We start from the raw sequence: 13,039 nt of genomic DNA on the forward strand, positions 1-13,039 counted from the left end.
ACATCCGTCATTGAGCCTAAAGCTCGTTCTGAGGTTGGCTTTTCTCTCTTCCTTTTTTCTTTGATAAATTAGCTCTGATGTCAGTCGGACGGCTAATCCTCTGCCTTGAGGGGGATAGAGTAAAGATTATCAGTAAGGGTTCGAGGTTATTTGCCCTAATCAAATTAGGCTCCAGTTTCGCAGCGCGGGGATGCCGCGAAAGATAAGTGCTGGGTCACGATGAATGCGGGCAGCGAGGGCTGGGTTTTGTTGAGAGAACGCCTGGTGGAGCAGGGCGGAGTCGCCGCCTGTGAGGGCGATCGCCCCTTCTGGTTCCTGCAACAGCCAATCGTGGGCAAAGTCTTGGAGGCTAGCCAGCAGCGTGTAGAGAATGCCGGAGCGGATGGCGGTGGGCGTGTCGGTGGCCCAGCGCGGTGGCAGCAGGTTTAGGTCTGGCTGGAGCGCGACGAGCGGCAGAGCAGCCGTGTCCTGGGCGAGGGCTTGCTGCTGAAGCCGCAGACCCGGCAGAATTGCGCCGCCCAGCAGGGTGTTTGCTCGGTCAGCAGCGGTGAAGGTGAGGGCCGTCCCAGCATCGATTACCAGCACGGGTGCGCCCAGGGAACAGATTGCTCCCCAGAGGGTCAGGGCGCGATCGATGCCGAAGGTAGGGTACGTGTTGCCTAGCGGCACGTCTGCTAGCGTGAGCAGCCGTTGAGCGGGATACTGCTGCCAGAGGTTTGTTTGCGCGGGTACAACAGAGGCGATCGCCAATGGAACAGGCGCTTGCAATGAAACCTCGCCTGCAATTGACAACCCAGCAGACGCAGGATCGGCAGCAAATTGGGCGATCGCCGCCGCTGTCCAATAATCCGAATCCCAGTTGTGTAGCAGCCTGCTATCTGAGAAAGCGGCCCAATGAAGCCGCGAGTTGCCAATTGCAAGAGCCAACCAGAGAGACATGAGGGGTTGGAGGTTAGGAGCTAGGGCTGAGCAGCAGCCTGGTCAAAGCATGTTTTGATGCTGGTAGGACTTACGCAGTCGGACAATTTCTCGCGGGCTGCGCCCGCGAGAAATTGTCCACAATCCAGAGAGCTTATCGCAAGTGCGTAAGTCCTGGCTGGATTTTAGATTGTAGATTTTGGAGCGATCGCCGCAACAAAAAGGTGCGACCGAAGCCGCACCTCTGCGAAGGAGATATCAAGGATGAAACGTGAAAGACCGTAGCAGATCAACCACCCAGGTTGCTTTCGCAAACTCTGGCTTGGTTAACCTACATCAGACCCAGTTGGGACAGGATGCCCTGACCCGTCAACAGTTCCGTAGCCAGACCAATCACAAAGCCTAGCATTGCCAAACGACCGTTCCAGGTTTCCGCAAACTGAGTAAAGCCAAACTTGGATTCTTGGGTTTGCATAGCTCAAAGACCTCTCTAGGTTGTCTTTAGGTTGTACTTGTACGTTAACATAACTTAAGAAAAATCAGCAATAAAACTACATATTTGAGTATCTATGGTGAGAGGGGTGGTCTATCTATGGGGGAAGAGGGAGGAGGGAAGAACGAAGAACGAAGAACGAAGAACGAAGAGGGAAGAACGAAGAGGGAAGAACGAAGAGGGAAGAACGAAGAGGGAAGAACGAAGAGGGGAGAGTTGGGTAGGGTGGGTGATGGGGTTTTTCTGAAGGCTGCTTGTGTGCGGCGGGGTTTGGTTACTTTTTTGGGGATGTCTTGAAGGCAGGGTCGGTATAAAGAGTTTCCGGGTGTGGCGACTCAGGAAATAATGATTGAGCAGGGCTATGGAATTCTCTTTATGCGTCCCGGTTCGTCTGATCTTGACGATAGCAATCTGCCATTGTGCGATCGCCTTTCCCAGCGCATCGTCGTCCATCCGCAGCGGCGCATCTCGTTTGCTGAGTTTATGGCGATCGCCCTCTACGACCCGGACTATGGCTATTACGCCACACCCAGCCTACGGATCGGCGCAGCGGGAGATTTCTATACCTCGCCCCATCTGGACGCAGCGTTTGGGGAACTGCTGGCAGAACAGTTTGCCGAACTGTGGCATCTGCTAGGCGCTCCCCATCCCTTTACGCTGGTGGAAATGGGCGCAGGTCAGGGCATTTTGGCGGCGGACGTGCTGCGCTATCTTTATCGAGAGCATTACGCCTGCTTTGAAGCCGTGGATTACGTAATTGTGGAAATTTCGGCGGCGATGCGGGCAGAGCAGCAGCGTCGGCTCAAGCCTTTGGCAAATTCTGGCCAGGTGCGCTGGTGCGGCTGGGAAGAGATTCCGCCCGATTCTGTGACGGGCTGCTTTTTCTCAAACGAACTGGTGGATGCGTTTCCGGTGCATCAGGTGGCGATCGCCCAGGGGCAACTCCAGGAAATCTACGTCACCCTTGCACCAGAGCCAGTTGCAGGCGCAACACCTCGCTTTATCGAGACGCTGGGCGACCTCTCTACGCCAAGACTGGCGGAGTATTTTGAGCTAGTGGGGGTGGATCTGCTGTCGGAGCGCTATCCCGACGGCTATCGCACCGAGGTCAACTTGGCGGCGCTGGACTGGATGCAAACGGTGGCAGATCGGCTGCATCGCGGCTATGTCATCACCATCGACTACGGCTATCCGGCGCAGCGCTACTATAGCCCCACCCGCACCACAGGCACGCTCCAGTGTTATTACCAACACGCACACCATTCCGATCCCTACCTGCACATTGGGCAGCAAGACCTGACGGCGCACGTCGATTTCACAGCGCTGGAGCGACAGGGCGATCGCTGCGGGTTAGACACGCTGGGATTTGTCCCGCAGGGCTTGTTTCTGATGGCTCTGGGGCTGGGCGATCGCCTGGCGGCCCTCTCCCATCCTGAACCGGGAACCGAGGTGAACCTGGCAGAAATACTGCAACAGCGCGATCGCCTGCAATCGCTAATTGACCCGCTGCGGCTGGGCAACTTTGGCGTGCTAGTGCAAGGCAAGGGGATCAACGCGGCTGCACTGCCTAAGGGTTTGCAAACACCGACCCAATTGGGCGTGGTTTAGAAGCCGTCTAAAATCAGGAATAACTGAAATCTTTGAACTCTCTACAAACGCTTGCCAGAACTGTCGGCATCGCGGAAACATCGGCATAATTCGCCGCTTCACGTCATCATCCTATAAGTTTCTTGCTGGGCTATCTATCGAAATATTTCTGGGTTTTTTACAAAGAGTAATGCTGCTTGCTCTGTGGAATTCAGGTTGGGGTTTCCCAACTCTGTCAGCTAGGCTAATTGAAGATAAACCATGACAGAAGGCATTCCTTTCAGAAATCAGCTTTCTTCCGAAAACATCGCCTCTAGAAACCCGGCCGATCCATTGCTTGCTGCTTGTCCGCCACCTGCTAGCGATTCCTTTTTGCTGCCACCGATTACTGCCGTGGCCCAAACCCTGGTGGTCGAGGCCGCGTGCCTCATGCACGAGGCTGAATCGGGCTACATTGCCGTCTTGCAGCACGGGCAACTGCTGGGTCTGTTCACGGCTCAGGATTTGGTTCGGGCGATCGCCCAGGGCATCGACCTGAGCGCGACGCAGATTGGCGACCTGGTGCAGCGATCGCCCGTGGTCATCACAGAGGCCGAATGGAACGCGCTGGTTTCCACATCACCGCCGCCTCGTGCTGACCATGTAGCCGTAACGGACTCGGACGGAAAGCTCCTGGGCGTGGCAACCCTGAATTTGCCTACGGGAACTGCCCAGGAGCCACAGAGTCACTATCGCCAACTCGTAGACCATTCGCCCAATCCCATTTTTTGGGTCAACCGGGCGGGGCTGATTCTCAACTGGAATCCTGCCTGTGAGCGGGTGTTTCAGTATGGGCAGACGATGCTGGGGCGATCGCTACAAGACCTGATGCCTAGCCCAGCACTGTGGAACACGGTGCAGACGATGATAGAGCAAGTCTTTGAAGGCCAGTCGTTTGCCAATGTAGAGCTAACCTTCCAGTGTCAGGATGGCACCGAATGCCTGACGCTGGCGCGTCTCTATCCGCTGATGGACGATCAGGGGCAGATCGAAGCCTGCATCTTTGCAAACACCGACATCACCGAATACAAACGGCTGGCGATCGCCCTCCAGCAGCGCGAAAAGGATCTGTCTGATGCTCAGCGGCTTGCCCGTCTGGGCAGTTGGGAATACAACGTGCAGACGCAAACGGTGAGATGGTCAGAGCAAACCTATCGCATTTTTGGGCTTGACCCGGCGCAATCGCCGACCTATCGCACCCTACGACGACTCATTCACCCAGCAGATGTGCGGTCGTTTGAGCAATTTGTGAAGCGGGCGATCGCCACGGGCGTTGCGTATGATCACGAAATGCGGATCGTTCTGCCGGATGGCTCGATTCGCCACCTCCACAACCGGGGGCAGGCCATCGTGGAGCAGGGACGGACGGTGCGCCTGTTTGGCACCACGCAGGACATTACTGAGCACAAGCAGGCAGAACAGCGCCTCCAGCAGCAAACCCAGCGCGAACGGCTGATTGCCCAAATTGCCCAGCGCATTCGCCAATCGCTGGATTCATCTGAGGTGCTGTCTACAACGGTGGAGGAGGTACGTCAGTTTTTGCAGGCCGACCGCGTGCTGATTTATCAGTTTCGTCCCGACTGGAGCGGGCGCGTGGTGGTGGAATCGGTCGGTCGGGCAGACTGGACCCTGTGCGATCGCGTCATCGACGATCCCTGCTTTCGAGAAAACTGGCTAGAGCGCTATCAGCAAGGGCGCGTGCGGGCGATCGATAACGTCTACACCGATGACATCACGCCCTGCCACCGCGACTTTCTGCTGCAATTCCAGGTCACTGCAAACTTGGTGGTGCCGATTCTGGTGCAAAAACAGCTTTGGGGGCTGCTGCTGGTGCATCAGTGCTGCGGTTCGCGCCAGTGGCAAGTTTGGGAGTGTGAGTTGCTGCTGCAACTGGCCAATCAAGTCGGCATTGCGATTCAACAATCTGAACTCTACCATCAGGTACAGCAGCTCAACCAAAGCCTATCGGCCCAGGTGCAGCAGCAAACCGCTCAGTTGAAAAAGGCACTCGACTTCGAGAAATTGCTCAAGCGCATTACTGACAAAGTGCGCGATAGCCTTGATGAAGACGTAATTTTGCAAAAGGTGGTGCAAGAGCTGGGCACAGGGCTAGGAGTCAGCATTTGCGATACGGGACTTTACGACCTAGAGCAAAATATCTCCATCATTCAGCACGAGTATGTTGCGCCGAATATCCCGTCTCGACATGCCAGCATCGTGTCAATCAGAGATTATGCAGACCTGTATGAGCAACTCTTTCAAAGGCAGATCGTTCACTTTTGCTGGCGTATCTTGCCCCACGCATCCGCAGGTAATAGTCTAGAAAACCAGAACGCGAAACCAATTTTGCGAGACTTAAAACAGCCTTTTACGGTGTTGGCGTGTCTGCTTCGAGACAATCAGAATTTATTGGGAGATCTATGGCTCTATCGGGCAGGGAACGAACCCTTTGGGGAAAGCGAAATTCGTCTGGTGGAACAGGTTGCGAATCAATGTGCGATCGCCATTCGACAAGCCAGACTCTATCAAGCAGCCCGCAATCAGGTTGAGAAGTTGGAACAGTTGAATGAACTGAAAGATAACTTCCTGAGCAGCGTTTCGCATGAGCTACGAACCCCGATGGCGAACGTGAAGATGTCGTCTCAGATGCTAGAACTGAGCCTGCGTCAGCTTGGTCTTTTCGACAATCCGGATCTCCACCACATTCACCGCTATTTCCAAATTTTGAAAGATGAATGTCAGCGAGAGCTAAAGCTAATTAACGACCTCCTGGATTTATCTCGACTCGATGCTGGCATGGAGCCACTGTTGCTCACAAGCATTCATCTATGCGACTGGGTGGCACATATTGCAGAACCATTCCTGGAACGGACTCGCACTCGAAACCAGCATTTGAGCTTGAATGTCTCAGCGAACCTTCCGCCGATGCGGACAGATGCCTCCTATCTCAGTCGAATTCTGGGTGAGCTGCTGAATAATGCCTGCAAGTATACCCCTGATCAAGGAACGATTCAGGTCATGATTAGCGAATACACCGCTGAATACTTGAGGATTGTCATCACGAATACGGGCGTAGAGATTCCCACCTCAGAGCAGGATCGCGTATTTGAACGCTTTTATCGCGTTCCCAGCAATGATCCCTGGAAGCACGAAGGAACAGGATTGGGATTGGCTCTGGTCAAAAAGCTGATCGAGCGGCTGGGTGGGGCGATCGCCCTGGAAAGCCACGACAACTTTGTGCGCTTTACCCTGACGCTACCCGTTACGCTGCACGACTCGCAAACCCTGTTCGCCGACTAACCCCGTGACCGTTCCGCCCTGCTCTAGCACTGCCTTGAGCCATTGCAGCGCCCCTCTAGAAATGCGCTCGCCTGGAATCAGCAGCGGAATGCCCGGCGGATAGGGACACACGGTTTCCGCAGAGAGGCGATCGCCCGCTTGCTCTAGCGCCACGACCTCGCTGTTGGCCAGAAACGCAGCACGAGGCGACTGCAATGGTTCAACCTCGATTGCGTTCCAGGGAAAGCCCGCTCCGACCCGTTTGAACTCTCCGGCAGGCAGCCCGTCGGCAGGCTGAACCGACTGGGCCAAGGCTCGAAAGCCTGCAACCAGTTGCTCGATATCCGCTGGCGTGTTGCCCAGGCTGAGGATGAAGCTGAGATGCGTCAGACCCGGCAGTTCTGCGGTTACGCCCAAGGTTGTATGCAGGATTTCGTCTGCGGCAAAGCCCGACAGTCCTAGCCCGCTTACGTCTACGGTTAACCGAGTGGGATCGAGGGCGATGAATCCGGGCGTGCAGGCATGGGCAGCCGTCAGCAGGCGCAGGCCAGGAAGTTGGGCAAGCTGGGTGCGGGCGATCGCCGCTAGGTCGAGGGTGTGCTGCATCAGGTCTGGGCCCTGCTGGGCCAGTTGCCAGCGGGCGGCATCCAGCGAGGCCAGCAGCAAATAGCTGGGGCTGGTGGACTGCACCAATCGCAGGGCGCGGCTGAGGCGGCTAGGATCGACGCGATCGCCCTGGTAGTGCAGCATCGAGGCCTGAGTCATTGCGCCCAGCACTTTGTGGGTGGATTGCACGACAATATCCGCCCCTGCTGCCAGCGACGGCGTGGGGAAGTCGGGATGAAAGGCAAAATGTGCGCCGTGGGCTTCGTCTACAATCAGCGGAATGCCCCGCTGATGGGCGAGTTGGGCGATCGCCCCGATGTCTCCACAGGCTCCGTAGTAGGTCGGGTAGACCAGCATCACCGCCTTTGCGTCGGGATGTTGCGCTAGGGCAGTGGCGATCGCGCCGGGAGAAACGCCGTGGGCAATGCCCCAGTCGGGGTCATAGTCTGGCTGCACAAAGACAGGCATCGCGCCAGAGAGAACCAGGGCCGCGATCGCCGCTTGGTGGCAGTTCCTTGGCAAAATCAGCGTGTCGCCTGGGCCGCAGGTGGCCAGCACCGCCGCCTCGATGCCGCAGGTCGAGCCGTTCGCCAAAAACCAGGTCTGGGCTGCGCCAAACAGGTCGGCGGCCAACTCCTGCGCCTGCAAAATCGCACCCTCTGGAGCAAACAGGTTGTCCAACTCCGGCAGTTCGGGCAGATCCGCCAGGAAGGGGCGATCGCCCAGCAGTTCCCGCATTGGCGCTGGAATGCCTTGGCCGCGCTTGTGCCCTGGGGTATAAAACGGCGCATGGGCCCGTTGGGCAGCGTCTCGCAGGGCTTCCAAGAGCGGCAAGTGCTGCTGATGGATAGCCTGCCCGATATCCCGATCCAAGCCTTGCTCCAAGCCCCGATCCATGCGCTATTGCACCGTCGTCTGCGGCTCCAAAATTACCGCTTCGTAGCGTACCACGCCGGGTTTTTCGCTGCCGATACAGCGGGCGGCCTGACGCGACAAATCGAGCGATCGCTGACCGACATAGGGCCCCCGATCGTTGATACGGACGATGACCGATTCTCCGGTGCGGACATTGGTCACGCGCAGGTAGGTGTTGAATGGTAATTTGGGGTGGGCCGCCGTCAGGGCATATTGGTTAAACCGCTCGCCATTGGCCGTCAGGCGGTTGTGAAATCCGGGCCCATACCAGGAGGTGATGCCGCCCAAGTTGCGGCTCGTTTGAGTCAGGCTGTAGAGGTCTGCCTGTGCTTCCATCAGCGACAGAGGCGCTTCGCCCAGGGCCACCCGCAGGTTATTCAGCCAGTCGATGGCGACCAGATCGGCCGTGCGGTTTAGGCGATTGGCCAGCGACCGATCAACACGGAACAGCAGGCGATCGCCCCCGCTGGCAATCGATCTCTCGTTTAATCTTTCCCCGGATTTTGCATCACCCAGCGCCACGCCCGGTTCCCCCTCCACCAGCACCAGGCGCAACTGGTCTACAGAAAACCCAGGACTGCCCAAAGCAGCGGTCAGCCGTTGGGCAATGGGGGCAGCCTCTTCACTGCTGGGTAGCTCCATCACCACTTTGCCGTTCACCCAGATTTGGTAAACCGTTGCAGCGTCGGGGCGGGCCGGGGCGGGTGGAGTTTGCTGAGTTGCCCCGCGCTTTACGCCTTCGGAACTGGCAGGCGGACTGTCCAGACATTGCTTAAAGACCTGCTGCGCTCCGGTGGCCGGGGCCGCTGCTGGGCGCACAGTGACTCTGGGCATTGCAGGCGGGCGAGGAGCGATCGCCGCTGCGGGTGTAGTCTCGGTCTTAGGCTGAATCCAAGCCTGAGTCGAGTCTGCCGTCGGGGTCAGATTGCGAGAGCGGCGAAGGGGTGTAGCGGGCGATCGCCCCGTTTCAGCCGGAGACATCAACCGCACATTGCGCCAAGAGAGTAGAGATTCGGGGCGCGATCGCTCCCACTGCTGCCTCCGGCAACGGTCGGTTGCCAAAAGACCCATCGGACAGCCGGATGCTGCTTTGGGCGTTGTCCTGCTTGAGGGCTTCTGGTTTGATGCGCCCTGTCTTGATGCGCCCTGTCTTGATGCACCCTGACTTGATTTCTGATTAGATGATTTCTGATTAGATAAGGTTTGATTAGACGGATTAGATCGAGACTTGCCCGATTGGGTTGAAACTTCAGCAGATGCCGAAACGGTAGATACAGCGCCAAGCTCAGCCACCAAAGGCTGCATCAGCATTCCCCAAAAAGGCGAAAAAAAACTGACCGTGGATGTTGCCACCCCGGCAAGTCCTAAAACGCTCATAGTTAACCAGTAATGAACACACAACAAAACTAGGGTTGAGCCGTTGCCAGCAGCACCACAACCCACAGGACTTGACCCTGGCTGCCACCTGCTGACCGCGTGTTCAACGCCCAATTTCAAAACCGTTAGGTCTAGGGCAGCACCCCGCCCTGCCTAACCCCGTCATTCTAGAGCGGCAGATCGGGGCAAACCATCCACCGCTGAGAGGAAATCAGCCTCCTCCCCAAAGCCTCACCCGATCGGACGAGCGATCGCCCGCAATCGATACGGGATAAGCTTTTCTATAAGGTTCCCTAGAATAAGGGATTTTCCTAGAGAATTTTCAAAAAGTTATCAGTTATACACAAATTTTGTTCATATTACTAAACAAATCCAGAAAGCGGTTTGCCTATGACTCACCCCTCCCCCTCTCCCGGACTGTCCCAGTGGCAGTGCTTGCTGAAAAACCTCGGAGCCTGGGAAGGCTCGTTTACGCGGCTCTCGCCTGCGGGCGCTGAAGTCAGCAGCGTGCCAACGGTGGTGACGCTGGAGGGGCTAAACCAAAACCAGACCATCCGCCAGACGCTAGAGTTTGGCGAATCGACTGCGGGCGATCCGCCGACGACGAAGGTGCTGGAATATAGCAGCCTGAACCGCAGCACGCTGTTTTTTGAAACAGGCGCATTTTCCCAAGGGTCGCTGCAATTTAGCCCCTTTGGGGACTTTGGCGCAGAGTTTGGGCTAATCGCGGGCAATCGCCGGATGCGCCTAGTGGAGCTATTTCATGGCGAAAACGGCGAGAGTCGCCTCAGCAGCCTAACGCTGATCCGCGAAACGCTGCGGGGCAGTTCTGCCGCCGAACGACCGCCCCTCACCGCCGAGCAACTGGTGGGCACCTGGCACGGCCGCGCCGTGACGCTGTATCCCGACTGGCGATCGCCCGAAACCTATTCCACCACGCTCTCGGTCAGCCTGGACGGAACCCAACTCCAGCAGCACCTCGCTGCTCCCGGCCTCTCCCTCAGCACCACGGGCAGCGTCACCCCCACCGCCATTCACTTCACCCAGGGCAGCACCCCGCTCCAACTCCTCCTCCTGCCCGATGGAGCCTCGGCCAATACGCCCCTCCTCGTCCCCAAGGGCCAGCCCTTCTTTCTGGAAGCGGGCTGGCTGATCTCCCCCACCCAGCGCCAGCGGATGATTCGCCGCTACGATGCACAGGGCGGATGGGAAAGCCTAACGCTGGTGGAGGAAGAAAAGGCGTGATGGGCCAGTGCAAAGCATTAAATCGTGCAGCATTAACGTGGGAAGATCAAGCTAAAGCAGGATGCACGCTGCCCGCCCGTTTCTGATTCTGTCCCCTCAATCCCCTGTATTTTCGAGTGCTTTGGCAAGCTGATTTCTATCGTCGCCCCCTGCAAACCGAAGCGGGTGAAGCCCTGTGGGAACTGGTGGTGTGTGACCCGACGGGGGCCTTTAGCGCCTGTGTCGATTGTCCGCAGTCGCAGGCAACGGTCGATTGGCTGGCGGCTCAGTTCAGGCGGCTACAGGCAGAAGGAGCGCCAGAGCGAATTCAGGTGTTTCGGCCGCAGAGTTTGGGACTGATTGAAGCGGCTGCTAGGGAGGCTGGTTTCACTGTGGAGCCAACGCGCCACGCGCCCATGCTGAAGCATTTTCTGCTGCGCCGCGCTGCCTACTACCCCAACTTGCCGGGTTATACGGGCGAAGCCTACGACCCGCTGGCGATCGATGCGCCGCCCCCTGTGCCTGTGCCGGAAGCAATTTGGGGCGATCGCTGGCGATTTGCAGCCCTGGCTGCGGGTGACCTGGAGATCCTCTATGGCGATCGCCCCATTCCCATCTGCTCTACGCCCGATCGCCTCTTGCCGATCAATCTGGGACTCGCCTCCACCCAGCCCGTTCCGGGGGTCATCATCGACGGCGGACGGCAATCCATGCGATTGGCGCGGTGGCTCCAGGAGGTGCGTCCTGCGCTATTGAACTATGTGCCGGGTGCCCCAGACGGGCTGATTCTGGAAGCAGGATTGAGCGATCGCTGGATTCTCTCGACCTTTCACGATGCCGACGTGGCCGCGGCGGCCCGTCTCTTTCAGCAGCGGCAGCGCGAGGCCCACGGACTGCACTTTTTGCTGGTGCAGCCAGACGACACGGGTGTCACCTACAGCGGTTTTTGGCTGCTGGGCTAAGGGGTCAGCCCTGGCAGCCCTATCCGGCGAGGCTTTTTAGCAGCCACCCCAGCACGATTCCTACCCCGCCAAAGCGCACCGCCATCCAGAAGGGTTCCTTGAGGCTGTTCCAGGAAAAAAGCTGGCTCTCTAGGGCGACTTCCAGTTCTGCAAGCTGATCCTTCAAGCGCCTTAGCTCCAGCTTTAGGGAGGGATCTTGCGTGTGGGCATAGTCCCGCTGCACCTGCTCGACGCGCTGTTGCAGGGCTTCCTGACGCTGCTGGTCGGTCTTGACCTGGGCATAGCGTGTTTGCAGGGTTTGGAGCGATCGCCCCAGTTCGTCTAGCGCTTGTTCAAAGTCGGGTTCGGAAGGGGTCATTGGGGCGATGGGGTGAGGGAATGGTGGGGTGAGGGGATCGTGGGCGAAGGGGACAGAGTGATATCGATTCTGGATTTTAGATTGGTCTGGATTTTAGATTGGCGATATTTTAGATTGGCGATTATTGGATTGCCAGCCTTAGCCCCTGTGAGGCTTCCAAGGGCACTATCGATGATCCGATGATGATCTGCTGATCCCAGCATCTTCCTAACCTCGCTCCCCTAACCCCCTCACCGTTTTAACCTTCAGTTCCAGCGTCGCGTCTTCGTCGCACACGATCAGGGCGTTGGGATGCAGTTGCAGGGCGGAAATCGTCCACAGGTGATTGACGCAGCCTTCGACAGCGTGGTGAACGGCCTGGGCTTTGGCAGCGCCTTGGGCCAGGATCATGACTTCCTGGGCATCGAGAATCGTGCCAACGCCAACAGTGAGGGCGTGGGTGGGCACCTGGCTGGGGTCGTCAAAAAAGCGGGCGTTGACCCGGCGCGTGCGATCGCCCAAGGCTTGCAGGTGCGTGCGAGAGGCGAGGGACGTGCCCGGTTCGTTGAACGCGATGTGGCCGTCTTCGCCGACCCCCCCGATAAATAGATTCACGCCGCCGAAGGACTTCATTTTATCTTCGTAGGCGGCACATTCTGCGGCCAGATCGGGCGCATTGCCATTGGGAATATGGACATTTTGGGCAGGAATGTCGATGTGCTTCAGGAAGTTTTGATGCATGTAGGTGTGATAGCTTTGCGGGTGATTTTGGGGCAGCCCAACATACTCGTCCATATTGAAGGTGACGACATGTTGGAAGCTGATTTTTCCCTGCTGATATAGCTCGATTAGACGGGCGTATAGCTTGAGTGGGGTGCTGCCTGCGGGCAATCCAAGGACAAACGGGCGATCGCTTGCGGGGGCAAAATCGGTGATGCGCCGCAGAACGTATTGGGCAGCCCACTCAGCCACCTCAACGGCAGTCGGGCACAGGATTAGACGCATGGGACGCAGCGGGGTTGTGAAGAGAATGAAGCCGTGAAAATACGTAGAAAAGTAAACCTAAGAAACGATTGGTAAAGATTGGAGGACTTTTGAGTCCCAACTCAAATCAGGTTTGGTATCGTAATTGGCATAACAGATCGTTTTCAATACCGCCAGCCGCCCGAAACGGAGTTTACAAAATTCAGTTTCTCTTTATCTAGGCTGGCTTGTTTATATGTGATTTCAATTCGGGTCGGCGGTTTTATTTTAAGTCGGCCATTTAGGTTTACAGGCAATCAGCTCATAGATAACAGGCAA

The 13,039-nt window shown here is 57.2% G+C and carries 10 protein-coding genes; 4 read left to right on the forward strand and 6 right to left on the reverse strand.

Translation table 11 applies throughout. The features are described from left to right. Positions 1-159 precede the first annotated feature (159 nt). Both HNI00_RS19770 and HNI00_RS19775 read right to left on the reverse strand, forming a co-directional pair. Positions 160-939, reverse strand: a complete 780-nt coding sequence (locus tag HNI00_RS19770; RefSeq protein ID WP_316788751.1) for a pantothenate kinase — start codon at positions 937-939, stop codon at positions 160-162. Positions 940-1,249: 310 nt separating this feature from the next. Next, positions 1,250-1,393, reverse strand: a complete 144-nt coding sequence (locus HNI00_RS19775; protein WP_068507618.1) for a chlorophyll a/b-binding protein — start codon at positions 1,391-1,393, stop codon at positions 1,250-1,252. A gap of 393 nt (positions 1,394-1,786) precedes the next feature. Between HNI00_RS19775 and HNI00_RS19780 the strand changes: the two genes are divergently transcribed. Together HNI00_RS19780 and HNI00_RS19785 are read left to right on the forward strand one after the other, a co-directional pair. Further along, positions 1,787-3,019 (forward strand): class I SAM-dependent methyltransferase, encoded by a 1,233-nt coding sequence (locus tag HNI00_RS19780; protein WP_420156403.1) that lies wholly within the window; start codon positions 1,787-1,789, stop codon positions 3,017-3,019. A gap of 240 nt (positions 3,020-3,259) precedes the next feature. Next, a complete protein-coding gene (locus HNI00_RS19785) occupies positions 3,260-6,337 on the forward strand; it encodes a GAF domain-containing protein (protein ID WP_316788756.1) in 3,078 nt (1,025 codons plus the stop codon). On the opposite strand, the gene HNI00_RS19790 is transcribed toward HNI00_RS19785, so the two are convergent. Together HNI00_RS19790 and HNI00_RS19795 are read right to left on the reverse strand one after the other, a co-directional pair. Beyond that, positions 6,293-7,819 carry an aminotransferase class I/II-fold pyridoxal phosphate-dependent enzyme gene (locus HNI00_RS19790; RefSeq protein WP_316788758.1) on the reverse strand — a complete coding sequence of 509 codons (1,527 nt, stop codon included), beginning with the start codon at positions 7,817-7,819 and terminating at the stop codon, positions 6,293-6,295. The genes HNI00_RS19785 and HNI00_RS19790 overlap by 45 nt on opposite strands. 3 nt (positions 7,820-7,822) lie before the next feature. Next, on the reverse strand, positions 7,823-8,908 hold the full coding sequence (locus HNI00_RS19795; protein ID WP_316788760.1) for a septal ring lytic transglycosylase RlpA family protein: 1,086 nt from the start codon (positions 8,906-8,908) through the stop codon (positions 7,823-7,825). 696 nt (positions 8,909-9,604) lie between these two features. Here HNI00_RS19795 and HNI00_RS19800 point away from each other — a divergent pair. Together HNI00_RS19800 and HNI00_RS19805 are read left to right on the forward strand one after the other, a co-directional pair. Continuing rightward, positions 9,605-10,459: a DUF3598 family protein gene (locus HNI00_RS19800; protein WP_316788762.1), complete on the forward strand. Its 855-nt coding sequence runs from the start codon at positions 9,605-9,607 to the stop codon at positions 10,457-10,459. 116 nt (positions 10,460-10,575) lie between these two features. Beyond that, entirely contained in the window at positions 10,576-11,400 is an 825-nt protein-coding gene (locus HNI00_RS19805) for a Tab2/Atab2 family RNA-binding protein (RefSeq protein ID WP_316788764.1), read from the forward strand. A gap of 19 nt (positions 11,401-11,419) precedes the next feature. Here the strand turns inward: HNI00_RS19805 and HNI00_RS19810 are convergent, their stop codons facing one another. Beyond that, the gene (locus HNI00_RS19810) at positions 11,420-11,758 is read right to left on the reverse strand and encodes a sll0565 family protein (protein WP_316788766.1); all 339 of its coding nucleotides are present in this window, start codon (positions 11,756-11,758) and stop codon (positions 11,420-11,422) included. A gap of 207 nt (positions 11,759-11,965) precedes the next feature. Beyond that, positions 11,966-12,742, reverse strand: a complete 777-nt coding sequence (nagB, locus tag HNI00_RS19815; protein ID WP_316788769.1) for a glucosamine-6-phosphate deaminase — start codon at positions 12,740-12,742, stop codon at positions 11,966-11,968. Positions 12,743-13,039: the final 297 nt, after the last annotated feature.

The sequence above is a fragment of the Thermoleptolyngbya oregonensis NK1-22 genome (assembly GCF_032705245.1).
Classification (GTDB): Bacteria; Cyanobacteriota; Cyanobacteriia; order Elainellales; family Elainellaceae; genus Thermoleptolyngbya; species Thermoleptolyngbya sichuanensis.

Bases quoted from the DNA above. Each gene is read 5' to 3' on its own strand.
- HNI00_RS19770 (WP_316788751.1), bottom strand. From the start codon at position 939: ATGTCTCTCTGGTTGGCTCTTGCAATTGGCAACTCGCGGCTTCATTGG.
- HNI00_RS19775 (WP_068507618.1), bottom strand. From the start codon at position 1,393: ATGCAAACCCAAGAATCCAAGTTTGGCTTTACTCAGTTTGCGGAAACC.
- HNI00_RS19780 (WP_420156403.1), top strand. From the start codon at position 1,787: ATGCGTCCCGGTTCGTCTGATCTTGACGATAGCAATCTGCCATTGTGC.
- HNI00_RS19785 (WP_316788756.1), top strand. From the start codon at position 3,260: ATGACAGAAGGCATTCCTTTCAGAAATCAGCTTTCTTCCGAAAACATC.
- HNI00_RS19790 (WP_316788758.1), bottom strand. From the start codon at position 7,819: ATGGATCGGGGCTTGGAGCAAGGCTTGGATCGGGATATCGGGCAGGCT.
- HNI00_RS19795 (WP_316788760.1), bottom strand. From the start codon at position 8,908: ATGGGTCTTTTGGCAACCGACCGTTGCCGGAGGCAGCAGTGGGAGCGA.
- HNI00_RS19800 (WP_316788762.1), top strand. From the start codon at position 9,605: ATGACTCACCCCTCCCCCTCTCCCGGACTGTCCCAGTGGCAGTGCTTG.
- HNI00_RS19810 (WP_316788766.1), bottom strand. From the start codon at position 11,758: ATGACCCCTTCCGAACCCGACTTTGAACAAGCGCTAGACGAACTGGGG.
- nagB (WP_316788769.1), bottom strand. From the start codon at position 12,742: ATGCGTCTAATCCTGTGCCCGACTGCCGTTGAGGTGGCTGAGTGGGCT.